Source organism: Trinickia dabaoshanensis, from assembly GCF_002879885.1.
Classification (GTDB): domain Bacteria; phylum Pseudomonadota; class Gammaproteobacteria; order Burkholderiales; family Burkholderiaceae; genus Trinickia; species Trinickia dabaoshanensis.
On sequence record NZ_PNYA01000007.1, the window covers coordinates 66,842 to 92,972 of the forward strand.

Genomic DNA, 26,131 nt, shown 5'->3' on the forward strand with positions numbered 1-26,131 from the left:
GAGTGACAGCGCTCGACTTTTTGTATCCGCCGCGCGGCCATTTCCCCGTGCTCCGCCGCCGCTCGTCTTTCGGCTGTGCGAGCCGGCGAGGCCGCGGCACCGACTTGATTCTCGCCCATGCAAGAACGATCCCGTTTCGCCGCGAGCGCATTGCCTTATTTCTTGATCGCGCCGCAACTCGCCATCACCGGGTTGTTTTTCCTTTGGCCCGCGGGTGTGGCGCTTTGGCAGTCGACACAAACCCAAGATGCCTTCGGCACCTCGAGCGAATTCGTCGGCTTCGCGAATTTCGCGCATCTGTTCGCCGATCCGTTGTATTTGGATTCTTTCAAGACGACGCTCGTTTTCAGCGCACTGGTGACGGTATCCGGCCTCGTCGTCGCATTACTCTTGGCGGCATGCGCCGATCGCGTGACGCGAGGGTCCAAGAGTTATCGCACGCTGCTCATTTGGCCGTACGCCGTTGCACCCGCGATCGCCGCGGTGCTTTGGGCGTTCCTCTTCAATCCGAGCATCGGCATCGTGACCTATGCGCTGGCGAAAGGCGGGATCGTTTGGAATCATGCGCTGAACGGCACGCAGGCGATGGCGCTGGTCGTGCTCGCATCGGTTTGGAAGCAGGTCAGCTACAACTTTCTGTTCTTCTATGCCGGGCTCCAGGCAATCCCGCGTTCGCTCATCGAGGCCGCGGCCATCGACGGCGCGGGGCCCGTGCGGCGCTTCTTCGGCATCGCCTTGCCGCTGCTGTCGCCGACCACGTTCTTCTTGCTGGTCGTGAACGTGGTTTATGCCTTTTTCGATACGTTCCCGGTCATCGACGCGGCGACGGGCGGCGGGCCGGCGCAAGCCACGAAGACGTTGATCTACAAGATTTTCGCGGAAGGCTTTCAAGGCCTCGACATCGGTAGTTCGGGCGCGCAGTCGGTCGTGCTGATGCTCATCGTCGTCGGCTTGACCGTCGTCCAGTTCCGCTTCATCGAACGAAAGGTGCAATACACATGATCGAAAATCGCAAGGGATTCGATCTCTTTTGCCATGCCGTGCTCATCGCCGGCGTGGCGCTCGTCGCGTTTCCCGTCTACGTGGCGTTTTGCGCGGCGACGATGAGCGAGCACGAAGTGTTCACGGTGCCGCTCTCGCTCGTACCGAGCACGCACCTCATCGAAAACATCGCAGCCGTGTGGTCGCACGGCTCGGGCAATGCGGCGAGTCCGTTCGGCCGCATGCTGCTCAACAGCCTCGTCATGGCGCTCGCGATCGCGGTCGGAAAAATCGCGGTTTCGATCATCTCGGCCTATGCGATCGTCTTTTTCCGGTTTCCTTTGCGCAACACGGCGTTCTGGCTGATCTTCGTGACGCTGATGTTGCCGGTGGAAGTGCGGATCTTCCCGACCGTGCAGGTCGTGTCGTCGATGCATCTGACCAACACGTACGCGGGGCTGACGTTGCCGCTGATCGCGTCGGCCACGGCCACGTTCTTGTTTCGGCAGTTCTTCATGACGCTGCCCGACGAACTCGTGGAAGCCGCGCGCATCGACGGCGCCGGCGCACTGCGTTTTTTCTACGACATCGTGCTGCCGCTGTCGAAGACGAACATCGCGGCGCTGTTCGTCATTACGTTCATCTACGGCTGGAACCAGTATCTATGGCCGATCCTGATCACGAACGAGCAGTCGCTGACGACCGCCGTCGTCGGTATCAAGACGATGATCGCGAGCGGCGACACCGCCACCGAATGGCACCTCGTCATGGCGGCGACGCTGCTGGCGATGCTGCCGCCGCTCGTCGTCGTGCTGGCGATGCAGCGGTGGTTCGTGCGCGGGCTCGTCGACGCGGAAAAATAATCGAAAAGGATCATTGAGCATGTCAGGCTTGACTCTGAAGAACGTGCGCAAGACGTACGACGGCAAGCAATTCGTGTTGCACGGTATCGACGTGGACGTGGCCGACGGCGAATTCGTGGTGCTGGTCGGACCGTCCGGATGCGGGAAGTCGACGTTGTTGCGGATGGTGGCGGGGCTCGAAAGCGTTTCGGAAGGCGAAATCGCGATCGGCGGGCGGGTCGTCAATCGGCTCGAGCCGAAGGACCGCGACGTCGCGATGGTGTTTCAGAATTACGCGCTCTATCCGCATATGAGCGTGAAGGAAAACATGTCGTACGGTCTGAAGATTCGGGCAATCGCGCGAGAGACGATCGAGACTCGCGTCGCGGCGGCCGCGAAGATTCTCGAGCTCGAGCCGTTGCTCGCGCGCCGCCCGCGCGAGCTGTCGGGCGGTCAGCGCCAGCGGGTGGCAATGGGGCGCGCGATCGTGCGAGAGCCGTCCGTGTTTTTGTTCGACGAGCCGCTCTCGAACCTCGATGCGAAACTGCGCGTTCAGATGCGTTTGGAGATTCAAAGGCTTCATGCGCGGCTGGCGACGACGAGCCTTTACGTGACGCACGACCAAATCGAGGCGATGACGCTCGCGCAACGCGTGATCGTGATGAACCGCGGACACGCCGAGCAGATCGGCGTGCCGACCGAGGTGTATGAGCGGCCGGCCACGGTGTTCGTCGCGAGTTTCATCGGCTCTCCGGCCATGAACCTGCTTTCCGGCACGCTGAGCGCGGACGGCAAGACGTTCGACGTGGCCGGCGGCGGCCCGAGCCTCGCGATCGCGGGCGCGCCCGGTGTCGGCCGGGAGGTCGCCGGCGGCCGCGAGTGGATCCTCGGTATTCGTCCCGAGCATATGACGCCGCGACCCGATTGCGCGCGCGCGCCGCTCGTCGTCGAGTCGTGCGAGCTGCTCGGGGCGGATAATCTCGTTCATGGCCGGTGGGGATCGCACGATGTCACCGTTCGTCTGGCGCACGCCGATCGTCCGGCGAGCGGCGAACAGGTGCCGGCGGCGTTGCCGCTCGAACATCTGCACTTCTTCGACCCGGCCTCGGGCAAACGGGCGTTTTGAACGCGCGGCGCACCGCCGCGGCAATGCGGCGATGCCCTTGTCATTCGGAAAAGACATGACCACCAGTACGGACAACCCCTCATCGGCGGCGGCAATATTGCGCTGGCCGTACCCTCGAATCGTCGCGCATCGCGGCGGCGGTTCGCTCGCACCGGAGAATACGCTGGCCGCCATCGATACCGGCGCCGCGCTCGGTCTCAAGATGATCGAGTTCGACGCGAAATTGTCGAGCGACGACGTGGTGTTCTTACTACACGACGATACGCTCGAGCGTACGTCGAACGGACGCGGCGCCGCGGCGCGCAAGCCTTACGCGGACATTGCGGCGCTCGACGCGGGCAGTTGGTACGACCGGCGCTTTCGCGGCGAGCCTATGCCGACGCTGGCCCAGGTCTACGGGCGGTGCGTGACGCATGGCTTAGCGGCCAACATCGAAATCAAGCCGTGCCCGGGGCGCGAGACTGCGACGGGCCAGCGCGTGGCTCAAGAAGCTGCCCGCTTGTGGGCGAACGGGTCGAATGGGACGAACGCCGATGCGCCGACGCCACCGTTGCCGCTGCCGCTGCTGTCTTCATTCTCCTTCGAGGCGCTAGCCGCGGCGCGCGACGCCCAGCCGGAGCTGCCGCGTGGATTGCTGTTCGGGGCCGTGCCGAGCGATTGGCGGGCGCGGACCGATGCGCTGGCCTGCGTGTCGCTGCACGCGGATCATCGCAAGCTCGACGCGGCTCTCGTGGGCGAGATCAAGGCGGCGGGCCTGTTCATCCTGGCCTATACCGTCAACGATCCCGAGCGCGCGCGAACGCTCGCGCACTGGGGCGTCGACGCGATCTGCACCGACCGCATCGATCTCATCGGCGCGGACTTTCTCTCGTCAGTCCCGTGAGCCACGTGGCCGCACGGCACACCCGCGATCGCCTCGCGCGGCGGCCGATGCGTTAGGGCCTCGCCGCGATCAGCGGCTGCGCGCGAGCAGCCAACCGGTCAGCAGCGCCACGCCGCCGACGACGGCCATCGTCTCCCACGGATTCTCGCGAATGTAGCCTTGGGCGTCGCTGAGCGTGGCCGCGGCGCGGTCGCGCAGCGTATCGCGGGCGCCATCGAGGCGAGCGCGCGCGGCATCCAGGCGTTTTCTCATTTGTTCACGCAACACGGCGGCGTCGGCTTGAGTGCCGTCGCCGAGCGTTTGTTCCAACTCCGAGAGCAGCTCGCGCATTTCGACGCCGATGTCCTCGGCTGCGTGCCGGCTGTGTCTTGCGATCCGGCGTGCGTGCCGGCCAGCACTACTCCACGATGTTTCGAGCGCGTCTCGCGTATTCGGTAGGGCGGTCATGGTCGCTCCGTCAATGATTGATAACGGGATGAACGAACCCGCGGATCCGATGCGGGGAAGACCTACCGAGCCGCAACTTCGGTGCCCGGGCCGCCCCGGCCAATATGCGCGCCGGCCGCCATTTCACGGGCTAGTCCGAGCGCACCCCGAGCGCACCCCGAGCGCACCCCGAGCGCACCCCGTCACGCGCCGGTACCGACGCAGGGCCGTCACCGGCCTTATAGGTGAGACGAACCCGCGTAGAAACGGTACGAGTGCGACTTATCGGTGGTGGAAATTACAACGCCGCCCCATCGGGGCGGCGTCGGATAGGCACGCGGCGAATTTCGACCTAGGCTTTAGAAGGCGTAGCCGATCTTCGCGTAGGTGACGATCGGGTTGAGCCTGATCTTTGCTTGGGATTGAACCGTCAAGCCGAACGGCCCGGCGTTCGTCGTCGTCAAGTTGGCGGTGACGCCCACCGGGATGTACGAAATCGACAAGCCGGCGAACCAATGCTTATTGAACGAGTAGTTGAAACCCGCGTTGAAAACTGGCGCCCAGGAACGATCCGTAGAGACGGAGGTCGGACCATGCAACACGCCGTTCGAGAAATCGCCGTTCGTGATCTGGGCATTCGTGAACCAAACGCGGGTGACGCCGATGCCGATATACGGACGGAATTTTTCCGTTGGGCTCAGGAAGTTCCACTTGAAGAGCAACGCGGGCGACCACAGTTTGGCGCTGCCGAGCTTGCCGAACCCGGAAAGCTGTCCGGTGCCGTCGATATCGAACTTCGGCGGGATCCCGAGTTCCAACTCCGTGGAGAGGTGATCGGTCACGTAGTAGCCGAGGCTGAAGCCAAGCGTGTCGGAACTGTCGATGCTGGCGCCGGTGTTGGGTTGATAGGCGTTGATGGGCGTGCCGCCGACGCTGAGTTCCTCGAGCGGGTCGCTACTGCTCTGAGGTGCGAAGTGGAACCACCCCGACGTCATGTAAAACGTCCCGGCCGTTTGGGCATGAGCCGCTTGTGCGCAAGCAAGCGCCACCACGGCCCCTGTAATGGCCTGTTTTAATTTCATCTATGTGCTCCTCCATGAAAGGCCCGCCTATTATGAGTAGAAGGTTTGAAACAAACCAAGCGCGCATGCTAGAGCATTCTCCCTAAGCTGCGCGAGTGTTGGCTCGAAGCCGCGCGCGTCTTCGCAAACGCAACAAGTGCCTCATCGTCCCTTGGGGTAATCACCAACGTACTAAACGGAATCCAGCATGGCACGGCTCGCACGTCTTTACGTTCCGAAACAGCCGCAGCACGTCATCCTGCGCGGACTCGATCAGCAGCCCGCCTTCGTCGACGAGCAGGATTACGAGCTTTTCGTCGATTGCTTGAAAGCCGCCTCGCGCGATCATCACCTCGACATCCACGCCTATGTCCTCATGCCGGGCGCGGTGCAGTTGCTCGTCACGCCCAGCGACGAGACGAGCTTGCCGAAGGCGATGCAGGCGGTGGGCAGGCGCTACGTCGCTCACTTCAATCGCCGGTATGCCCGGCGCGGCACGCTCTGGGAAGGGCGCTACCGCGCCACGGTTATCGAGGGCGAGCGCTACTTTTTGCTCGCGAGCCGGGTCATCGAATTATGTCCGGTGCGGGCGCAACTCGTCAGCGTCCCCGAGGACTACCGATGGTCGAGCTATCGGCATCACATCGGGCTCACGGTCGATAGCCTCGTGACCGACCATCCGCTGTATTGGTCGCTCGGCAACACGCCGTTCGAGCGCCAGCGCGCCTACAAGGAGCTGTGCGAACAACCCCTCGACGAGCGCGAGGCCAACGAGCTGCAGCAAGCCACGCTGAAAGGTTGGGTGCTGGGCGGCGACTCGTATCGCGAGTGGGCAGCCAGGGCGGCGAATCGCCGCGTCTCGCCGTTGCCGCGCGGGCGGCCCAAGAAAGTGCGGGAAACGCCGCAATCGCCGCACTCGCCGCAAACGCCGCATCAGTAACACGGCGTCCCTGGCCGGACGGATCTTTCCTCCGGCTGACGCTTGCTGCCGAGCGATGAAAGACGACACCCGAGGGTGTCGTTTTTGTTTGCCCCATTTTGATACGACCCCAATAAAACAGCACCAAATCGAGGCATTCGATTTAATGGTGTCAGATCATCACGTTTTGTTTGCTATTTAATTGATTCGTCGCGTATATTCCGATTTCGGCGAGTGTCGGTGCCATAAGCACCACCCGTCACGCGGCGCCTCCCCACCCCCGGTCATCCGCGACCCGTGCAGCGTTTCGCGCCGCCAGCGTTGGCCGGCGGCAAACCTGCACGAATCCCCATGCGAACGGCCGCTATGGCCTCTGATAGACGGTGTCCCCCATGAACGACCAACAACCGATCCATTCGGTCCCCGCCGCCCAAGGTCTGTACGACCCGAGCAACGAGCACGACGCCTGCGGCGTCGGCTTCGTCGCGCACATTAAGGGCCATAAGAGCCACGACATCGTTCAGCAAGGTCTGAAGATTCTGGAGAATCTCGATCACCGGGGTGCGGTCGGTGCCGACCCGCTGATGGGCGACGGCGCGGGCATCCTGATTCAGATTCCCGACGCGTTCTATCGCGAGGAGATGGCGCGCCAAGGGGTGACGCTGCCGCCGGCCGGCGAGTACGGCGTGGGGATGATCTTTTTGCCGAAGGAACATGCGTCGCGCCTCGCATGCGAGCAGGAGCTCGAGCGCACGGTGAAGGCCGAAGGTCAGGTGGTCCTCGGCTGGCGCGACGTGCCCGTCGATCACGCGATGCCGATTTCCCCCGCCGTGAAGGCGACCGAGCCCGTGATTCGCCAGATTTTCATCGGCCGCGGGCGGGACATCATGGTGACCGACGCGCTCGAACGTAAGCTATACGTCATCCGCAAGACCGCGAGCCACCGCATCCAGGCGCTCAAGCTCAAGCACGGCAAGGAGTACTTCGTGCCGTCGATGTCGGCGCGCACGGTCGTCTACAAGGGATTGCTGCTGGCCGGGCAAGTGGGCGTGTACTACCGCGATCTGCAAGACGAGCGCGTGGTGTCGGCGCTCGCGCTCGTGCACCAGCGCTTCTCCACGAACACCTTCCCCGCGTGGGAGCTTGCTCACCCGTACCGCATGATCGCCCACAACGGCGAAATCAACACGGTGAAGGGCAACGTCAACTGGCTCAACGCGCGGACCGGTGCGATCGCCAGCGCGGTGCTGGGCGAGGATCTGCCCAAGCTGTGGCCGCTGATCTATCCGGGCCAGTCCGATACGGCATCGTTCGACAACTGCCTCGAGCTGCTCGTGATGGCGGGCTATCCCCTCGTGCACGCGGTCATGATGATGATTCCCGAAGCGTGGGAGCAACACACGCTGATGGACGAGAACCGCCGCGCGTTCTACGAATACCATGCCGCGATGATGGAGCCGTGGGACGGCCCCGCCGCGATCGCCTTCACCGACGGCCGTCAGATCGGCGCGACGCTCGACCGTAACGGGCTGCGTCCGGCGCGCTACATCATCACCGACGACGACCTCGTCATCATGGCGTCGGAAGCGGGCGTGCTGCCGATTCCCGAATCGAAGATCGTCAAGAAGTGGCGCCTGCAGCCGGGCAAGATGTTCCTCATCGACATGGAGCACGGCCGCATCATCGGCGACAAGGAGTTGAAGGACAACTTGGCCAACGCCAAGCCCTACAAGAGCTGGATCGACGCGGTGCGCATCAAGCTCGACGAAATCGAGCCGAACGCGCAAGACGTCGCGACCGAGCGGCGCGAAGCCGCGGCCTTGCTCGATCGCCAGCAGGCATTCGGCTATACGCAGGAAGATCTGAAGTTCTTGATGGCGCCGATGGCGCTGCAAGGCGAGGAAGCGATCGGCTCGATGGGCAACGATTCGCCGCTCGCCGTCATGTCGAACAAGAACAAGACGCTCTATCACTACTTCAAGCAGTTGTTCGCGCAGGTCACGAACCCGCCGATCGATCCGATCCGCGAGAACATGGTGATGTCGCTCGTCTCGTTCGTCGGTCCGAAGCCGAACCTGCTCGATACGAACAACATCAACCCGCCGATGCGGCTCGAAGTGTCGCAGCCCGTGCTCGACTTCAAGGACATCGCCAAGATCCGCGCGATCGATCAGTACACGGGCGGCAAGTTCAGCTCCTACGAGCTCAACATTTGCTATCCCGTCGCTTGGGGCAAGGAAGGGATCGAGGCGCGGCTCGCGTCGCTGTGCGCCGAAGCCGTCGATGCCGTCAAGTCCGGCTACAACATGCTGATCGTCTCCGATCGCCGCACGGATCGCGATAACGTCGCGATCCCCGCGCTGCTCGCTACGGCCGCGATTCACACGCATCTCGTCTCGCAAGGGCTGCGCACGAGCACGGGTCTCGTCGTGGAGACGGGCTCGGCGCGCGAGGTCCATCACTTCGCGCTGCTCGCAGGCTACGGCGCCGAAGCCGTCCATCCGTATCTCGCGATGGAAACGCTGGCGCAAATGGCGCAAGGGCTCAAGGGCGATCTGTCGTCGGAGAAAGCGGTCTACAACTTCACGAAGGCGGTCGGGAAGGGTCTGCAAAAGGTCATGTCGAAGATGGGCATCTCGACCTACATGTCCTACACGGGCGCGCAGATTTTCGAAGCGGTCGGTCTCGCGGGCGATCTCGTCGAGAAGTACTTCAAGGGCACGGCCTCGAAGGTGGGCGGCATTGGCCTGTTCGACGTGGCCGAGGAGGCGATTCGCCTGCACCGCGAGGCGTTCGGCGACAACCCGGTGCTCGCGAACATGCTCGACGCGGGCGGCGAGTATGCCTACCGCGTACGCGGCGAAGACCACATGTGGACGCCCGACGCGATCGCCAAGCTGCAACATTCGACGCGCAGCAACTCGTATCAGACGTACAAGGAATACGCGCATCTGATCAACGATCAGACGCGTCGCCACATGACGTTCCGCGGGTTGTTCGAATTCAAGGTCGAACCGGCGAAGGCGATCCCGCTCGACGAAGTCGAATCGGCCAAGGACATCGTCAAGCGCTTTGCGACGGGCGCCATGTCGCTCGGCTCGATCAGCACCGAAGCGCACGCCACGCTGGCGGTGGCGATGAACCGCATCGGCGGCAAGTCGAACACGGGCGAGGGCGGCGAGGACGAAATGCGTTATCGCAACGAGTTGCGCGGCATTCCGATCAAGAACGGCGATACGCTCGCCTCCGTGATCGGCAGCGAAGTCGTGCGCGATATTCCGTTGAAAGACGGCGATTCGCTGCGCTCGAAGATCAAGCAAGTCGCATCGGGCCGCTTCGGCGTGACGGCCGAGTACCTGGCATCGGCCGACCAGATTCAGATCAAGATGGCGCAAGGCGCGAAGCCCGGCGAAGGCGGGCAACTGCCGGGCCACAAGGTGTCCGAATACATCGGCAAGCTGCGTTACTCGGTGCCTGGCGTGGGCCTGATTTCGCCGCCGCCGCACCATGACATCTATTCGATCGAAGACTTGGCGCAGCTCATTCACGATCTGAAGAACGTCAATCCGGTGGCGAGCATCTCGGTGAAGCTCGTGTCCGAAGTGGGCGTCGGCACGGTCGCCGCGGGTGTCGCCAAGGCCAAGGCCGATCACGTCGTGATCGCGGGCCACGACGGCGGCACGGGCGCATCGCCGCTGTCGTCGGTCAAGCATGCGGGCACGCCTTGGGAACTCGGTCTCGCCGAAACCCAGCAAACGCTCGTGCTGAACCGCCTGCGCGGACGTATCCGCGTGCAGGCCGACGGCCAGATGAAGACGGGCCGCGACGTCGTGATCGGCGCGCTGCTGGGCGCCGACGAATTCGGCTTCGCCACGGCGCCGCTCGTCGTCGAAGGCTGCATCATGATGCGCAAGTGCCATCTGAATACGTGCCCCGTCGGCGTCGCCACGCAAGATCCGGTGCTGCGCGCGAAGTTCCAAGGCCAGCCCGAGCACGTGGTCAACTACTTCTTCTTCGTCGCCGAGGAAGTGCGCGAAATCATGGCGCAACTCGGTATCCGCAAGTTCGAGGACCTCATCGGCCGCTCGGATCTGCTCGATATGAAGAAGGGCGTCGAGCACTGGAAGGCAAAGGGGCTCGACTTCTCGAATATCTTCTATCAGCCGAAGGTACCGAGCGAAGTCGCACGCAAGCACGTCGAGGAGCAGGACCACGGTCTGGCGCGTGCGCTCGATCACACGCTCATCGAAAAGGCACGTGCGGCGATCGAAAGCGGCGAGCATGTCTCGTTCATTCAGCCGGTGCGCAACGTGAACCGCAGCGTCGGCGCGATGCTCTCGGGCGTGATCGCGAAGAAGCACGGCCACGACGGATTGCCCGACGACTCGATCCACATCCAGTTGAAGGGCACGGCGGGCCAGAGCTTCGGCGCGTTCCTCGCGCGCGGCGTGACGCTCGATCTCGTCGGCGACGGCAACGACTACGTCGGCAAGGGGCTCTCGGGCGGGCGCATCATCATCCGTCCGACCAACGACTTCCGCGGCAAGTCGGAGGAAAACATCATCTGCGGCAATACGGTGATGTACGGGGCGCTGGAAGGCGAGGCGTATCTGCGCGGCGTGGCCGGCGAGCGCTTCTGCGTGCGTAACTCGGGGGCGAGCGCCGTTGTCGAGGGCACCGGCGATCACGGTTGCGAGTACATGACGGGCGGTACCGTCGTCGTACTCGGCGAGACGGGCCGCAACTTCGCCGCGGGCATGTCGGGCGGCGTGGCCTTCGTCTACGACGCCGACGGCACGTTCTCCGGCAAGTGCAACAAGGCGATGGTCGCGCTCGAACCGGTGCTGCAACAGGCCGAGCAAGAGCGCACGATCGATCGCGGCCTGTGGCACGCGGGCGAGACCGACGAAGCCTTGCTCAAGGGCCTGATCGAGCGGCACTTCCAGTTCACCGGGTCGCCGCGCGCCAAGGCGCTGCTCGAGAACTGGGACGCGTCGCGCCGGCAGTTCGTCAAGGTCTTCCCGACCGAATACAAGCGTGCGCTCGGCGAATTGGCCGCGAAAAAGGCGGCCAAGGAGGCGATGGCCGCGTAAGCGACCGACGCACTCGATGCGCGCGTTGAAAAGCGCGCGCCCTGAAAAGACCCGAGCGGCCGGCGAAGACGGCTGCGCGCCTCGATACCGAATCGAGCCGAGCGCGCAGGCTTCGCGGGCCCACCCCGATACCGACGATTTTGGAAAGAAGAGCACCCTATGGGCAAGGCAACCGGTTTTCTCGAGTTTGAGCGCCGCCACGAGCACTACGAAGCCCCGCTTGCGCGCGTGAAGCACTACAAGGAGTTCGTCCTCGCGCTCACCGACGACGACGCAAAAGTGCAAGGCGCGCGTTGCATGGACTGCGGCATCCCGTTTTGCAACAACGGCTGCCCCGTCAACAACATCATTCCCGATTTCAACGATCTCGTTTATCACCAAGATTGGCAGCGCGCGATCGAGGTGCTGCATTCGACGAACAACTTCCCCGAGTTCACGGGCCGCATCTGCCCCGCGCCATGCGAGGCGGCTTGCACGCTAGGCATCAACGCGGAGCCGGTCGGCATCAAGTCGATCGAGCACGCGATCATCGACAAGGCGTGGAGCCAAGGCTGGGTCACGGCGCAACCGCCCAAGAAAAAGACGGGCAAGAAGGTCGCCGTGGTGGGCTCCGGCCCCGCCGGGCTCGCGGCCGCGCAGCAACTCGCGCGTGCCGGTCATGACGTGACCGTGTTCGAAAAGAACGATCGGATCGGCGGGCTGCTGCGCTACGGCATCCCCGACTTCAAGCTCGAAAAGTGGCTCATCGATCGGCGCATGCGCCAGATGGAAGCCGAAGGCGTCACGTTCCGCACGAACGTGTTCATCGGTCAAGAACCGCTGGCCGCGCATATCGGCAACACGGCCAAGGAAACGATCACGCCCGAGGCGCTCAAGGAGCAGTTCGACGCGGTCGTGATCGCGGGCGGCGCCGAGACGCCGCGCGATCTTCCCGTGCCGGGCCGCGAGTTGGCCGGCGTCCATTACGCGATGGAGTTCCTGCCGCAACAGAACAAGGTCAATGCGGGCGATAAGCTCGCCGATCAAATGCTGGCGAAGGGCAAGCACGTGGTCGTGATCGGCGGCGGCGATACGGGTTCCGATTGCGTGGGGACATCGAACCGGCACGGCGCGAAGAGCGTGACGCAATTCGAGCTGCTGCCGCAACCGCCCGAGGAAGAGAACAAGCCGCTCGTGTGGCCGTACTGGCCCGTCAAGCTGCGTACGTCCTCGTCGCACGAAGAAGGGTGCAGCCGCGATTGGTCGGTCGCTACCAAGCGCTTCGAAGGCAAGAACGGCAAGGTCGAGAAGCTGATTGCGGCGCGCGTCGAATGGAAGGACGGCAAGATGCAGGAAGTGCCGGGCTCGGAGTTCGAGATGAAGGCCGACCTCGTGCTGCTCGCGATGGGCTTCACGCAGCCGGCGGCGCCGGTGCTCGACGCGTTCCGCGTGGACAAGGACGCGCGCGGCAACGTCCGTGCCTCGACGGAAGGCGAGCGCGCCTATTACACGTCGGTCGATAAGGTGTTCGCGGCGGGCGACATGCGCCGCGGGCAGTCGCTCGTGGTTTGGGCGATTCGCGAAGGCCGTCAGTGCGCCCGCGCCGTGGACGCGTACTTGATGGGCAGCTCGGAGTTGCCGCGCTGATCGATATGGGGGAGCGCGAGGCCATCGACGACGATTGGCATCGCTGCTTCATCGCGCTCGTGCCCGACGCGGCCACGCGCGATGCGCTGGCTGCGTTGTCCGTCGGTCCGGCCGCCCGGCGCGTGCCCATCGATCAGTTGCACATGACGTTGGCGTTTCTCGGCAGCGTCGCGCCTAGCACGGGCGCGCTGCTGGCGCGACAGTTGGGTTCGGTCGTCGAGCCCTTGGCTGCGCAGCATGCCGAGCCTCGCGAGTATTGGCCGAGCGCCGCGCATCCGCGGCTCGTCGTCGTGCCGTTCGCGGCCGGCGATGGGCTCGCCGAACTCGAAGTGCGCGTGCGCGAGCTCGTCGGCGCATTGGGCTTGCCTGTCGACGATCACCGGCCCTTTCGCCCTCACATCACGCTGGCTCGATTCGCGCGTTCCCCTCGTCCTTCCCGTTCCTCGACGCTCGCCCGCGAAGCGAGCGTCGAGCGTGCATCGCCGCGCGGCGCGTTGCCGCTCGGTGAGGCGACGCTCGAAGTCGTTCCCCGGTTCGCCACGTTGACGCTCTATTCGAGCACGCTCGCCCGGCATGGAGCGCGCTATCGGGCGCTCGCTTCGGTGCCGGTGCCGGAGGGGTGAAGGTGGTTCGAACGCGATGCGCGAATGGCGTTCGGGCGCCGCGCTAGGCCGCCGCTCGCTCGTCCGCTCGTTCGATATCCAGAACTTCGTTGTGCAGCGCGGCCAGCGATTCCCGGTGCGCCACGCTCATGATCGCCGTCTTCGGCAGTCTCTCCGTAAGCAGTCGATAGATGTTCGCTTCGTTGGCGGGATCGAGTGCGCTCGTCGCTTCGTCGAGGAAGAGGAAATCGGGCTTGTGCAACAAGATACGCGCACAGGCGAGGCGCTGCTGTTCGCCCGGCGAGAGCACGCGCGTCCAATGCGTCGACTCGCCTAGGCGTTCGACGTAGCCTTCGAGTCGAGCCAGGCGCAGCGCGTCGCGGCAGGCTTCGTCGGAGAACGTTTCCTCCGGAGCAGGATAGGCGAGTGCGGCCTTGAGCGTGCCGATCGGCAAATAGCTTTGCTGTGGCACGAACATCGTGTGCGCTCCCACGGGCACGTCGATCGCGCCGTCGCCGAACGGCCAGAGGCCGGCGAATGCGCGCAGCAAGGTGCTCTTGCCTGCGCCGGACGGGCCGCGCACGAGCCAGCGCGAGCCTGGCTTGACGGTGATGTCGGCAATGGCGGCGAGCGGCGTGCCGTTAGGCAAGGCCAATTCCAGATCGCTTGTGGTGAGCGAATCGGAATCCACGTAGTGCAGATTGATGCCGCCGTGCTCGGTCGCCGGTGAGGTGGCTTCGCGCAAATGCGTGCTTTGAATCACGCGAGTGAATTCACGGAGACGGTTGGTCGTGGCGCGCCACGAGACGAGTGAGCCGTAATTGTCGATGAACCACGAGAAGGAGCCGCTGACGGTGCCGAAGGCATCGACGATCTGCATCAGGATGCCTAGCGTGTAGGCGCCGGAAAAGTAACGCGGGGCGGCCACGACGAACGGAAAGATGATCGCGGCTTGCGCGTAGAAGGTCGTCACCACGCTCAGGCGCCGCGTGTATTTCATGATGCGCCACCAGTTGTCGCGGATCCGCCCGAAGATGTGCTCGGCGCCGGCGTGCTCCGTTCGGACGCCGTCATACAGTGCGATCGGCTCGGCGTTTTCGCGCACCCGAATCAGCCCGAAACGGAAATCGGCTTCCACGCGCTGTTGCTGGTAGTTGATGGAAATGAGCGAGCGCCCGACCTTGTGAATGATGTACGAACCGCCGATCGCATAGATGCCGGCCGCCCAGACCATGTAGCCGGGTATCGTCCACGCCGATCCGGACAAATGCATGGTCAGTGCGCCGCCGATCGTCCACAGGATCGTGATGAACGAAAAGAGCGTAACGAGCGTCGAAAAAAGCCCGAGCGTCAGCTGGAGCGTGTTCGAAGCGAATGACTGAAGATCGTCGCTGATCCGCTGATCGGGGTTGTCGGCGAGCCGATCGCGCTCGATCCGATAGAACGCCGCCTCACCGAGCCACGCTCGCAGGTACCGAGTCGTCAGCCACTGGCGCCACCGAAATTCGAGCATCTGGCGCAAGTAGGTTCGGTAAACCGCCATGACGATAAAGAAAGGCACGGCCGCCGAAAAGAGTAAGAGCTGATGCGAATACTGCGCAACGTCCTTCGTTTGTAGTGCGTTATAAAACTTCGCGTTCCACGAATTGAACCAGACGTTGAATCCGACGATGAGCAGGTTGATGACGACGATCGTCACCAGCAAGCCCCATGCGGCTTTCCAGTCTTCCGACACCCAATACGGCTTGATCAAACCCCAGGCGGATGTCGAAAAGGACTGGGGCGGCGTGTCGTCACGCTCGGGGACGGGGGTAAGCGCTGATGTCATAGGTCTTCCGAACGGTGTTTCCGAATCTGGTGCGTGAGCCCGCGGCGGCCGGGCACGAGAGCCTGGTGAGGACCGGCGAATTCTTGCGCGGACCCCTTAAAACAGTCTTAATCGGCGGCGCGGCCGCACACTTCAGTCATCGTGCCGGCTGCGGGGCAGGCGGAGCGCCGCACCCGGCAGCCGCGGTGCGCCCCGCGCCGCGATCGGACATTGTGCCAGAGTGCACGCCGCGCTCGCCGGTTCCGCCTATTTGGGAACCCACTGAGCGCCGACGAAAAAAGGGCGCGTTTGCGAGCCTGCGTCACTGTGTCCGGTTTGCTGCCGCTCGCGCTTTTATGGTCTAATTGCCGACGACGAAACAGGGGTGCTTTGCGCGTTTCAGGTGGTGTGTGCGGCAGGTCTGCCGCACGTGCGCAAGGCTGAGAGAGACCCTTCGCACCCGATCCGGATAATACCGGCGCGGGAAGTTTCGGGAACGCTTTGCGTGGGACGCCCGTTTGCGGCCGTCCATCCCCGCCGGGCCGCGTGCGCTTTGCATGAGCGCGCCGCTTGCCCGGCCGGCCCCACCGGCCGGTTTCGTCCTGATGTACGTGCTTATCGCCGTACGCAAAGGATGATCCGATGACCGCTCAATCTTCAGTCGTTTCGGCGGGCGTACTGCCCGATTTCGCCGTGCTCGGCGGTGGCCTGTGCGGCCGGCTGGTCGCATGGCGGCTTGCGGGCGAGGGCCATCGCGTGGCGCTCTACGAGCGCGGCGGCGCGGACGGCTCCGCTTCCGCCGCCTGGGTCGCGGCCGCGATGCTCGCGCCGCTCGCGGAAGCGGCCGTCGCCGAACCGCTGATCGTCGAGTTGGGCGCAGCCTCGCTCGAAGCGTGGCCCCAGATCATCGCGCAACTGCCCGAATCCGTTTTCTTTCAACGCAACGGTACGCTCGTCGTGTGGCACCACGGCGATCGCGCCGAAGCGTCGCTGTTCGAGCGGCGCGTACGTGCCAATGCGCCGGCCGCGCTGCTGGCCGATGGCGGCCTTGCGCGCGTCGACGGCGCTGCGCTGGCTGCGGCCGAGCCCGCGCTCGCCGGGCGTTTCGCGACCGGCTGGCTGATGCCGCGCGAGGGCCAACTCGACAACCGTCAAGTGTTGCGAGCCCTCGCCGCGGGCCTGGCCGAGCGCGGCGTGGCCACGCATTGGAACACGGCTGTGGACGAAGACGCTCGCCCGCTCGCGCGCGTTACGATCGATTGCCGCGGGCTCGGGGCGAAACCCGTGCTGCCCTCGCTGCGCGGGATTCGCGGCGAAGTCGCTCGCGTGAAGGCGCCGGGCATTGGGCTCACGCGTCCCGTGCGCCTGCTTCATCCGCGCTACCCGATTTATTTGGCGCCGAAAGAGGACGATGTCTACGTCGTCGGGGCCACCGAGATCGAAGGCGAGGACATGTCGCCCGTCAGCGTGCGCTCGGCGCTCGAATTGCTAAGTGCCGCGTTTGCCGTGCATCCCGGTTTCGGCGAGGCGCGCATCTTGGAGTTGAACACGCAGTGTCGCCCGACGCTGCCCGATCATCGTCCGTCCATTTCGTGGGACGGCGCTCGAACGCTCGTCGTCAATGGGTTGTACCGTCATGGTTATATGATCGCGCCCGAAGTGTCGCGCGCCGCGGCGGATCTGGCCGCCGCGCTGCTGACGGGACGCATCGCCGATGCCGAGGCGTTCGGCGCGCTGCGCGAGGCATCGCCCTGGGCGTCGATGCTTCATTGCCCGCAGCCGCAGCCGCAGGCCGGCCTGGCGCCCACCGTCGGTGCTTGACGCGACGCTCTTTCGAATTGCCAAACGTATTGTCGATCATGGATATACAAGTGAATCAAACGCCGCTGTCGCTGCCCGAGGACGCGACGCTCGCGGACGCGCTCTCGCTGTTCGGCGCGCGTCCGCCGTTCGCCGTCGCGGTCAACGGCGAGTTCGTCTCGCGCGGCCTGCATGCGGCGCGTGCCTTGAAACCGGGCGACAAGATCGATGTCGTCCAACCCGTGGCGGGCGGTTGAACGTCGCGGCCGGCCGGCGCCGGCCGGTCGTGCGAGCCGAGCGGGCGGGCGCCTTGCTCATTTGCTCGCGCGATCGCTTCGACCCGGCGCGTTGGCTATTAAAGCCGCTCGAACCTTCCGAGCCCTTCGAGTCGTTTCGCCTCCGAGCATGACAGGACATCCGATGAATTCCGCTACCGAACCCGTCTCCCTTGCCGCCGACACGCTGACGCTGTACGGCGCTTCTTTCGCGAGCCGCGTGCTGCTCGGTACGTCGCGTTATCCCTCGTTGCAGTCGCTAGCCGACTCGATCGATGCGGCGCATCCCGGCATGGTGACCGTCGCGCTGCGCCGGCAGATGAACGCGCAAACGGCGGAGGCGGGCTTCTTCGATTTGCTCAAGGCGCGCTCGGTGCCGCTGCTGCCGAACACGGCGGGCTGCCAAAGCGTGGCCGAAGCCGTGACGACGGCGCATATGGCGCGCGAGGTCTTCGAAACCGATTGGATCAAACTCGAATTGATCGGCGACGACTACACGTTGCAGCCCGACCCGATCGGTCTCATCGAGGCCGCCGAGCGGCTCATCAAGGACGGCTTCAAGGTGCTGCCGTACTGCACCGAGGATCTCGTCGTGGGACGCAGGCTGCTCGACGTGGGCTGCGAAGCGTTGATGCCATGGGGCGCGCCGATCGGTACCGGTAAGGGGGTCGTCAACCCTTACGGTTTGCGCGTACTGCGCGATCGGTTGCCCGATGTGCCGCTGATCGTCGATGCGGGGCTCGGCGTGCCGTCGCATGCATGCCAGGTCATGGAATGGGGATTCGACGGCGTGCTCCTCAATACCGCCGTCTCCCAAGCGACGCATCCGGCCGCGATGGCGCGTGCCTTTGCGTTGGCGGTCGAGGCTGGCCGGGACGCATACGTGGCAGGGCCGATGGCCGAACGCGAGAGTGCGCAGGCGAGCACGCCCGTGGTCGGCATGCCGTTCTGGCATCAGGACGGGCAATGAACGCGGCCGCGCTGCGCCCGGCCGGGAGCCGATAAATGGAAACGCTGAAGCTGACCGACCGCGGCTGGTTCTGGCCCCCCGCCGACGAGTTGAGCGAGGCGGCCGAGCGCATCCGCGTACGGCTCGGCGATTGGCCGTGCGCGAATCGCGCCTGGCGTATTTGCCTGGCAGCGCCCGATGCGGCGCGGCCCAACGATCTGATCGTCGTCATTGGCCGCGAGGTGACGAGCGACGACGATGCCGCATGGCGCGCGGCCGGCGCCGCAATCGTTGCGGCAGGCACGGACGGTGCGGCGTTGACGATGCCCGATGGGCGGCGTTTCGCGCTCGAAGGGACGCTCGCCGAAGACTGGCTCGCGGCGTTCGCGGCGTTTCTCGACTGCGGTTTCGAACCGCACGATGCGCTCGTACTCGCGCTGGCCTGGCGCGACGGCGACGAGATGCGCGGCGACGACGCTTGGCCGGTCGATCTGTCGCGCTTTGCGCGCGTGGCGGATTTGCCGCCGGCGCCGCGCCAGCCTTTCCCGGCTTGTCCGCTGCGGCTTGGCCTCTATCCCGTCGTGCCGAGTGCGCAGTGGGTCGAACGGGTTCTGGCGCTCGGCGTCAAAACGGTGCAACTGCGCGTGAAGGATGCGACGCCGGCGCAGCTCGAAGACGAGATCGCGCGAGCCGTGGCGGCCGGGCGCCGTTACGAAGCCCGGGTCTTCGTCAACGACTACTGGCGTGAGGCGGCGCGAGCCGGTGCGTACGGCGTGCATTTGGGGCAGGAAGACCTCGACACGGCGGACTTGGACGCGATCGCGCAAGCGGGAATGCGGCTCGGCCTATCGACGCATGGCTACTACGAACTGCTGCGGGCGTTGCATTACGGGCCGAGTTACCTGGCATTCGGTGCGGTGTTCCCCACGGGAACGAAGACGCTCGCAACCGCGCCGCAAGGGCTCGCTCGACTCGAACGTTATGTCCGGCTGCTGGGCGCGCGGGTTCCGCTCGTCGCGATCGGGGGCATCGACGCTGCGCGCCTGCCGGCCGTCCTTGCCACGGGCGTGGGCAGCGTCGCGCTCGTGAGCGCCATCACGGCAGCCGCCGACCCGGCCGATGCCGTCGCGCGATTACAACAGACTTTTTCGGGGTAGGGCCTTCGCAGGCGGCCGGCGGGGGCGGACAGCATCGGGCAACGCACCGTTGCATGGACGGCAATGGCGGTGTCAACACAGGGTAATCGCTGAGGCCCTATAATTCCGCTTCCCCGTAATAGGAAAGTCCGCTTCGTGCCGCCTTCATCCTCCGAGTCCATCCTCGAGCTTCGCAACGTCGATTTCGGCTACGACGAAGACCGTCTCGTTCTCTCGAACCTGAACATGCGCTTTGCGCGCGGCCAGGTGGTCGCCGTCATGGGCGGCTCCGGCGGCGGCAAAACGACGGTGCTGCGTCTGATCGGCGGCCTCGAGCGGGCACGCCGCGGCGAGGTGCTGTTCCAGGGGCGCGACGTCGGCAAGCAGACGCGCGAAGGTCTGTACGCCATGCGCCGCAAGATGGGGATGCTGTTCCAATTCGGGGCGCTGTTCACCGACATGTCGGTGTTCGAAAATGTCGCTTTCGCCTTGCGCGAGCACACCGACTTGCCCGAGGCGCTGATTCGCGACCTCGTGCTGATGAAATTGAACGCCGTCGGGTTGCGCGGTGCGCGCGATCTCGCGCCGTCGCAGATTTCGGGCGGCATGGCGCGGCGCGTGGCGCTTGCGCGCGCGATCGCGCTCGACCCGGAATTGATGATGTACGACGAGCCGTTCGCGGGCCTCGACCCGATTTCGCTCGGCATTACGGCCAATCTCATTCGTACGCTGAATCAGGCGCTCGGCGCCACCTCGATTCTCGTGACGCACGACGTGCCGGAATCGTTCGCGATCGCCGATTACGTTTATTTCTTGGCGAACGGCACGGTGCTCGCCCACGGCACGCCCGCGCAACTGCGCGAATCCGTGGACCCGACCGTGCGGCAGTTCATCGACGGGGCGCCCGACGGTCCTTTCCGTTTCCACTACCCGGCGCAAGCAACGCTCGCGGCGGATTTCGGCTTGGGGGAGCGGACATGATCAGCGCACTCGGCAGTTGGGTCATCGCCCGCATCGTGCGCACCGGCTACGCGACGCGCTTGTTCCTGCGCATCGTGCTCGAGGGGCTGCGGCTCGTGCGCCGGCCCGGGCTCGTCATCAAGCAGATTTTCTTCGTCGGCAACTACTCGTTCATCATCATCGCGGTGTCGGGCTTGTTCGTCGGCTTCGTGCTGGGCTTGCAGGGCTATTACACGCTGAACCGCTATGGCTCGGAGCAGGCGCTCGGGCTGCTCGTCGCGCTCTCGCTCGTGCGCGAGCTCGGCCCGGTGGTCACCGCGCTACTGTTCGCCGGGCGCGCCGGTACCTCGCTTACGGCCGAAATCGGCTTGATGAAAGCCGGAGAGCAATTGACCGCCCTCGAAATGATGGCCGTCGATCCGGTGGCGAACGTTTTGGCGCCGCGCATGTGGGCCGGGATCATCGCCATGCCCGTGCTCGCGGCGATCTTCAGCGCCGTGGGCGTGCTCGGCGGCTATGTCGTCGGCGTGCTGCTGATCGGCGTCGATTCGGGCGCGTTCTGGTCGCAGATGCAAGGCGGTGTCGACGTGTGGGCCGACGTCGGCAACGGTGTCATCAAAAGTGTCGTGTTCGGTTTCGCGGTGACGTTCATCGCCCTGTTCCAAGGCTACGAAGCGAAGGCGACGCCCGAAGGGGTGTCGCTCGCGACGACGCGCACGGTCGTCTATGCGTCGCTTGCCGTGCTCGGGCTCGATTTCCTGCTGACGGCGCTGATGTTTAGCTGACGCGCCGGCGTCGTTTGCCGCTTAAGCCAATCTCTCTTTGTTGGAATGACGATGAAAAAGACTGTTCTCGACTTCTGGGTCGGCTTGTTCGTGCTGCTGGGCTTGATCGCCGTGCTGTTCCTGGCGCTCAAGGTCGGCAACATGAGCTCCCTGTCGTTCCAGGCGAGCTATCCCGTCAAGCTCAAATTCGACAACATCGGCGGCTTGAAGGTGCGCGCCCCGGTGAAAAGCGCGGGGGTCGTCGTCGGCCGGGTGACTTCGATCGGCTTCGATACGAATACCTACCAAGCCGTCGTCACGATCGGCATCGACCAGCAGTATCCGTTTCCGAAAGATACGTCGGCGAAAATCCTGACTTCGGGTCTGCTCGGCGAGCAATACATCGGGCTCGAGGCGGGTGGCGACTCTGAAATGCTGAAGGCCGGCGATACGATTTCGATGACCCAGTCGGCCATCGTGCTTGAAAACTTGATCGGGCAGTTTCTTTACAGCAAGGCCGCCGACGCGGGCGGCGCGAAAGCCGCCCCGGCCCCGGCTGCCGCGCCGAGCGCTCCGGCTTCTGCCGCGAGCGCGCCCGCGGCTGCGAGCGGCGGCTAATCGAACGCATCGATCGATCGAATCACAGATAGTGTGAGCTAACGGAGAACAACAATGCGAACCACGCGCGCGAAGAACGCGACGCTTGCTTTGGCCGTCGCGGCATTGGCCGGCTGCGCGTCCGTCCAGACGCCGACGCCGGGCGATCCGCTCGAGGGGCTGAACCGGACCGTCTTCAAATTCAACGATACGCTCGATACGTATGCGCTCAAGCCCGTCGCGAAGGGCTATGCATGGGCGGTGCCGCAGCCGGTGCGCTCGAGCGTCACGAACTTCTTCTCGAACATCGGCGACGTCTATGTCGCCGCCAACGAGTTGCTCGAGCTGAAAATCGCCGACGGCGTGGGCGACGTCATGCGCGTCGTCATCAACACGGTATTCGGCGTGGGCGGCCTGTTCGACGTTGCGACGGCGGCCAAGCTGCCCAAGCACTCGGCCGACTTCGGCGTGACGCTCGGCCATTACGGCGTGCCGTCGGGTCCGTACCTCGTCTTGCCGTTGCTCGGACCGAGCACCGTGCGCGATACGGCCGGCCTCGCCGTCGATTACTACGGCAATCCGCTCAGCTACGTGCATCCGTCGGGTGTGAGCTGGGCGCTGTACGGCGTCAACCTCGTCAATACGCGGGCCAATTTGCTGACGACGGTGGACGTGCTCTCGGCCGCCGCGATCGACAAGTATTCGTTCATACGAAATGCATATTTGCAGCGTCGCAAGTTCCTGATCACGGGTGGCGACGGCGCGGACAGCGTGCCGAACTACGACGACTCGCTGCCCAAGTACGATGACGGTGCCACCGAGCCGGCGGCCGCTTCGGGCGCCGAGGCGGGATCCGCGCCTGCAGCCGCCGCGCCCGCGGGCGGTGCGAGCGGTACCAGCGGCGACGGACAAACGGTGCCGGGCCAGCAGTACGTGCCGCCGCCGCGCGGCGGGCTGCCGGGAATTCATTTGCCGCGCTAGGGCGGCGTGCAAGAGCGGCGGTAACGATTCGACACGATTGTTGCCGCTTGATGTTGGACCGGCCTCGAACTTGCATGGCATGGTGAGTTCGAACTCCGGTTCCTCGACACTCAAGGATCACTGATGAAAAAATTTCTCTGGTTTGCGTTGTTTTCCACGTTGCTGTCGTTCAGTAGCGGCGGCTTTGCCCAAACGGTCGATACCAATTCGCCCGAAGCCATGATCAAAACGGTCACCGGCCAAGTGCTCGATCAGATCAAGTCCGATTCGAGCATCAAGAGCGGCGATATCAACAAGATCACGCAGGTCGTGAACCAAAAGATCCTGCCGTACACCGATTTCCGCCGCACGACGCAGTTGGCGATGGGCCGCGCCTGGCGTCAGGCTTCCCCGCAGCAGCAAGACCAGATGGTCGAACAGTTCAAGATGCTGCTGATCCGCACGTATTCGGGCGCGCTCTCGCAAGTGCGCGACCAAACCGTGCAGTTCAAGCCGTTCCGTGCCGACCCGGGCGCGACCGACGTCGTCGTGCGCTCGAGCGTCATCAACAATGGGCAACCGGTCGAACTCGACTATCGCCTTTACAAGACGCAACAAGGCTGGCGTGTTTATGACCTGAACGTTGCCGGCGCATGGCTGATCCAGGCGTACCAGCAGCAATTCGCCGAAAAGATCAATCAGGGCGGCGTCGATGGCCTGCTGCAGTTCCTCACGCAGCGCAACGAGCAGCTCGCCGCGGGCAAGCAACCGTCATGAGCGCCGATACGAGCGGTTTCGCCACCGGCGCGACGCTCACGCACGCGAGCGCCAAAAGTGCGCTCGCCGCCGGTTTGGCCAGCATCGAGGGCGGTGCGACGGCTGTCGATTGCGCGCAACTGACTCAATTCGACTCCTCGGCGCTCGCGGTGCTGCTCGCTTGGCGCCGTGCCGCGCAGGCGAAGGGCCGCGCGCTCGATATCCTCAACGTGCCGGGCGATCTCGCGAGTTTGGCGCAGGTCTACGGCATCGACACCTTGTTCGCCGGGCAGGCTCAGGCCACGCTCGCGAGCGCCTGAGTCCCGCTCCGAGGGCGGAGTCGCCATGCATGCCGGCGCGCGCGAGCGCCGGCGGCGGCGCCCGGTGGGCAGTCCCGACTTAGCCTATAATCAACCGTTTTTCGGGCAGCCGATCGGCATCTCGTCTCGCCGTGGGCGCGAGCGCCGGCGACATGCCCGTCCGTGCCGCGAGTCGGGCACGAATCACGTCTAAACAAAGGCGCGCCGCCGGCAAAGGCCGCGCACACCCATGTCAGCGATAGAAATCCGCAACGTCAAGAAGCGCTACAAGGCGCTGCAAGCGCTCAAGGGCGTCAGCTTGACGGTCGAGGAGGGCGAGTTTTTCGGCCTGCTCGGCCCCAATGGCGCGGGCAAGACGACGCTCATCAGCATCCTCGCGGGGCTCGCTCGCGCCGACGAAGGCAGCGTTCTCGTACGCGGCCACGACGTCGTCGCCGATTTCCGGCAAGCGCGGCGCGCATTGGGCGTCGTGCCGCAGGAACTCGTATTCGATCCGTTCTTTTCGGTGCGCGAAACATTGCGCATCCAATCGGGCTATTACGGACTCCATCACAACGACGATTGGATCGACGAAGTGATGGCCAATCTCGATTTGACCGAGAAGGCCGATGCGAACATGCGCGCGCTGTCGGGCGGCATGAAGCGGCGCGTGCTCGTCGCGCAGGCCCTCGTGCACCGCCCGCCCGTGATCGTGCTGGATGAGCCGACGGCAGGCGTCGACGTCGAACTGCGTCAAACGCTGTGGAAGTTCATCTCGCGACTGAATCGCGAGGGCCATACGATCGTGCTGACCACGCACTATCTCGAGGAAGCCGAATCGCTGTGCGACCGCATCGCGATGCTGCGGCGCGGCGAGGTGGTTGCGCTCGATCGGACGAGTGCGCTGCTGCAGCGCTTCGCCGGTATGCAATTGGCCTTGCGCTTCGCCGAGGGCGTGCTGCCGACGGAGCTGCGCGCGCTGGAAATCGAGCCGTCGGAGCCGGGTACGCGGCACCATTTGCTGCGCTTATCGAGCTATGACGACGTCGAGCGCATTCTTGCTCAGTGCCGGGCGGCCGGATGCACGTTCGAGGAGATCGACGTGCGCAAAGCCGACTTGGAGGACGTTTTCGTCCAATTGATGAACAGCCCAGAACTCGTCGAGGGCCTTGCATGAGCGGCTTCCGAACCCTGTTCTACAAAGAAGTGCTGCGCTTTTGGAAGGTGTCGTTCCAAACGGTACTGGCGCCGGTCATCACGGCGCTGCTTTACCTGACGATTTTCGGGCATGCGTTACGCGGCCACGTCGAGGTCTATCCGGGTGTGGAGTACACGAGCTTCCTGATTCCCGGCCTCGTGATGATGAGCGTCTTGCAGAACTCGTTCGCCAATAGCTCGTCCTCGCTGATTCAGTCGAAGATCACGGGCAATCTCGTGTTCGTGCTGCTGCCCCCGCTCACGTATTGGGAGATGTTCGGCGCCTACGTGCTGGCGTCGGTCGTGCGCGGGCTGGCAGTCGGGCTCGGCGTGTTCGTCGTCACGATCTGGTTCATCCCAGTCAAGTTCGCGGCGCCCGTCTATATCGTCGCCTTCGCGGTGCTCGGTTCGGCGATACTCGGCACGCTCGGGCTCATCGCTGGGATCTTGGCCGAGAAGTTCGACCAGCTCGCGGCATTTCAAAACTTTTTGATCATGCCGCTCACGTTCCTCTCGGGCGTGTTCTATTCGACGCATACGCTGCCCGATCTCTGGCGCCACGTGTCGCGGTTGAACCCGTTTTTCTACATGATCGATGGCTTTCGCTTCGGGTTCTTCGGCTTGTCCGATATCGACCCCTTGGCGAGCTTGGCCATCGTGAGCGGATTTTTCGCGCTGATCGCCGCGATCGCGATGCGTTTGCTCGCGTCGGGCTACAAGCTGCGTTATTGAATCGACAAGGAGCGTGCACCATGTTGCCGACCCCGGAGCAAGTCAAGCAATACATCGAAGCCGGCCTCGCCTGCCGGCACCTCGAGGTCGAAGGCGACGGTCAGCATTTCTTTGCGACCATCGTCTCCGATGCGTTCGAGGGCAAGCGCCTGATCGCGCGCCATCAACTCGTTTATGCGGCGCTCGGCGAGCGCATGCGGCAGGAAATCCACGCGCTGAGCATGAAAACGCTCACGCCCGCGGAATGGCAGAACGGATAACGAGAGATACCCGAGAGTGCGCATTACACAAGATTTACGCGATGCCGGAAGCGGCGCCGCCACGGAGGCCCGAACGGGGC

The 26,131-nt window shown here is 64.4% G+C and carries 24 protein-coding genes and 1 riboswitch; of the genes, 21 read left to right on the forward strand and 3 right to left on the reverse strand.

Features of this window, described 5'->3' with window-relative positions:
* The first annotated feature begins 117 nt into the window (after nt 1-117).
* The 4 genes from ugpA to ugpQ are packed head-to-tail and all read left to right on the forward strand — an operon-like array spanning nt 118 to nt 3,832.
* Nucleotides 118-1,002 (forward strand): sn-glycerol-3-phosphate ABC transporter permease UgpA, encoded by an 885-nt coding sequence (gene ugpA / locus C0Z18_RS09465; protein ID WP_102645145.1) that lies wholly within the window; start codon nt 118-120, stop codon nt 1,000-1,002.
* The gene (gene ugpE, locus C0Z18_RS09470) at nt 999-1,844 is read left to right on the forward strand and encodes a sn-glycerol-3-phosphate ABC transporter permease UgpE (RefSeq protein ID WP_102645146.1); all 846 of its coding nucleotides are present in this window, start codon (nt 999-1,001) and stop codon (nt 1,842-1,844) included. Before ugpA ends, ugpE begins: the two co-directional genes overlap by 4 nt.
* 19 nt (nt 1,845-1,863) lie before the next feature.
* Nucleotides 1,864-2,949 carry a sn-glycerol-3-phosphate import ATP-binding protein UgpC gene (locus tag C0Z18_RS09475; protein WP_102645147.1) on the forward strand — a complete coding sequence of 362 codons (1,086 nt, stop codon included), beginning with the start codon at nt 1,864-1,866 and terminating at the stop codon, nt 2,947-2,949.
* Nucleotides 2,950-3,004: 55 nt separating this feature from the next.
* Entirely contained in the window at nt 3,005-3,832 is an 828-nt protein-coding gene (gene ugpQ, locus C0Z18_RS09480; RefSeq protein WP_102645294.1) for a glycerophosphodiester phosphodiesterase, read from the forward strand.
* Nucleotides 3,833-3,901: 69 nt separating this feature from the next.
* Here the strand turns inward: ugpQ and C0Z18_RS09485 are convergent, their stop codons facing one another.
* Nucleotides 3,902-4,279, reverse strand: a complete 378-nt coding sequence (locus tag C0Z18_RS09485; protein WP_102645148.1) for a DUF883 family protein — start codon at nt 4,277-4,279, stop codon at nt 3,902-3,904.
* Between the two features lie 338 nt (nt 4,280-4,617).
* Complete coding sequence (locus tag C0Z18_RS09490) at nt 4,618-5,340, reverse strand: OmpW/AlkL family protein (protein ID WP_102645149.1); 723 nt, start codon at nt 5,338-5,340, stop codon at nt 4,618-4,620.
* A 187-nt stretch (nt 5,341-5,527) separates the two neighbouring features.
* Here C0Z18_RS09490 and C0Z18_RS09495 point away from each other — a divergent pair, with 187 nt between their 5' ends.
* From C0Z18_RS09495 to thpR, 4 genes are all read left to right on the forward strand, one after another.
* A complete protein-coding gene (locus tag C0Z18_RS09495) occupies nt 5,528-6,259 on the forward strand; it encodes a transposase (protein ID WP_102645150.1) in 732 nt (243 codons plus the stop codon).
* A gap of 371 nt (nt 6,260-6,630) precedes the next feature.
* Nucleotides 6,631-11,331, forward strand: coding sequence for a glutamate synthase-related protein (locus tag C0Z18_RS09500; RefSeq protein WP_102645151.1), 4,701 nt, complete (start codon nt 6,631-6,633; stop codon nt 11,329-11,331).
* A gap of 159 nt (nt 11,332-11,490) precedes the next feature.
* Nucleotides 11,491-12,957, forward strand: coding sequence for a glutamate synthase subunit beta (locus tag C0Z18_RS09505; protein WP_102645152.1), 1,467 nt, complete (start codon nt 11,491-11,493; stop codon nt 12,955-12,957).
* Nucleotides 12,958-12,962: 5 nt separating this feature from the next.
* Nucleotides 12,963-13,580, forward strand: coding sequence for an RNA 2',3'-cyclic phosphodiesterase (gene thpR, locus C0Z18_RS09510; protein WP_102645153.1), 618 nt, complete (start codon nt 12,963-12,965; stop codon nt 13,578-13,580).
* A gap of 43 nt (nt 13,581-13,623) precedes the next feature.
* On the opposite strand, the gene C0Z18_RS09515 is transcribed toward thpR, so the two are convergent.
* Nucleotides 13,624-15,387 (reverse strand): ABC transporter ATP-binding protein/permease, encoded by a 1,764-nt coding sequence (locus C0Z18_RS09515; RefSeq protein ID WP_102645154.1) that lies wholly within the window; start codon nt 15,385-15,387, stop codon nt 13,624-13,626.
* Between the two features lie 350 nt (nt 15,388-15,737).
* A riboswitch (TPP riboswitch) is annotated at nt 15,738-15,870 on the forward strand.
* A 138-nt stretch (nt 15,871-16,008) separates the two neighbouring features.
* Between C0Z18_RS09515 and C0Z18_RS09520 the strand changes: the two genes are divergently transcribed.
* The 13 genes from C0Z18_RS09520 (at nt 16,009) to C0Z18_RS09580 (ending at nt 26,051) form a co-directional block, all read left to right on the forward strand.
* On the forward strand, nt 16,009-17,187 hold the full coding sequence (locus tag C0Z18_RS09520; RefSeq protein ID WP_102645155.1) for an FAD-dependent oxidoreductase: 1,179 nt from the start codon (nt 16,009-16,011) through the stop codon (nt 17,185-17,187).
* Nucleotides 17,188-17,225: 38 nt separating this feature from the next.
* On the forward strand, nt 17,226-17,423 hold the full coding sequence (thiS, locus tag C0Z18_RS09525) for a sulfur carrier protein ThiS (protein WP_102645156.1): 198 nt from the start codon (nt 17,226-17,228) through the stop codon (nt 17,421-17,423).
* A 163-nt stretch (nt 17,424-17,586) separates the two neighbouring features.
* Nucleotides 17,587-18,411, forward strand: coding sequence for a thiazole synthase (locus C0Z18_RS09530; protein WP_102645157.1), 825 nt, complete (start codon nt 17,587-17,589; stop codon nt 18,409-18,411).
* A 35-nt stretch (nt 18,412-18,446) separates the two neighbouring features.
* Nucleotides 18,447-19,547, forward strand: a complete 1,101-nt coding sequence (gene thiE / locus C0Z18_RS09535; protein ID WP_102645158.1) for a thiamine phosphate synthase — start codon at nt 18,447-18,449, stop codon at nt 19,545-19,547.
* 135 nt (nt 19,548-19,682) lie between these two features.
* On the forward strand, nt 19,683-20,507 hold the full coding sequence (locus C0Z18_RS09540; protein WP_102645159.1) for an ABC transporter ATP-binding protein: 825 nt from the start codon (nt 19,683-19,685) through the stop codon (nt 20,505-20,507).
* On the forward strand, nt 20,504-21,271 hold the full coding sequence (gene mlaE, locus C0Z18_RS09545) for a lipid asymmetry maintenance ABC transporter permease subunit MlaE (protein WP_102645160.1): 768 nt from the start codon (nt 20,504-20,506) through the stop codon (nt 21,269-21,271). Before C0Z18_RS09540 ends, mlaE begins: the two co-directional genes overlap by 4 nt.
* A gap of 45 nt (nt 21,272-21,316) precedes the next feature.
* Entirely contained in the window at nt 21,317-21,868 is a 552-nt protein-coding gene (gene mlaD / locus C0Z18_RS09550; protein ID WP_199189420.1) for an outer membrane lipid asymmetry maintenance protein MlaD, read from the forward strand.
* A gap of 54 nt (nt 21,869-21,922) precedes the next feature.
* Complete coding sequence (locus tag C0Z18_RS09555) at nt 21,923-22,828, forward strand: MlaA family lipoprotein (RefSeq protein ID WP_102645161.1); 906 nt, start codon at nt 21,923-21,925, stop codon at nt 22,826-22,828.
* Nucleotides 22,829-22,951: 123 nt separating this feature from the next.
* The gene (locus C0Z18_RS09560) at nt 22,952-23,584 is read left to right on the forward strand and encodes an MlaC/ttg2D family ABC transporter substrate-binding protein (protein WP_102645162.1); all 633 of its coding nucleotides are present in this window, start codon (nt 22,952-22,954) and stop codon (nt 23,582-23,584) included.
* On the forward strand, nt 23,581-23,883 hold the full coding sequence (locus tag C0Z18_RS09565) for an STAS domain-containing protein (RefSeq protein ID WP_102645163.1): 303 nt from the start codon (nt 23,581-23,583) through the stop codon (nt 23,881-23,883). Before C0Z18_RS09560 ends, C0Z18_RS09565 begins: the two co-directional genes overlap by 4 nt.
* A gap of 229 nt (nt 23,884-24,112) precedes the next feature.
* Nucleotides 24,113-25,039, forward strand: a complete 927-nt coding sequence (locus C0Z18_RS09570; RefSeq protein WP_102645164.1) for an ABC transporter ATP-binding protein — start codon at nt 24,113-24,115, stop codon at nt 25,037-25,039.
* Entirely contained in the window at nt 25,036-25,791 is a 756-nt protein-coding gene (locus C0Z18_RS09575; protein ID WP_102645165.1) for an ABC transporter permease, read from the forward strand. The genes C0Z18_RS09570 and C0Z18_RS09575 overlap by 4 nt, the downstream gene beginning before the upstream one ends.
* 20 nt (nt 25,792-25,811) lie before the next feature.
* Nucleotides 25,812-26,051: a BolA family protein gene (locus C0Z18_RS09580; RefSeq protein WP_102645166.1), complete on the forward strand. Its 240-nt coding sequence runs from the start codon at nt 25,812-25,814 to the stop codon at nt 26,049-26,051.
* Nucleotides 26,052-26,131 lie beyond the last annotated feature (80 nt).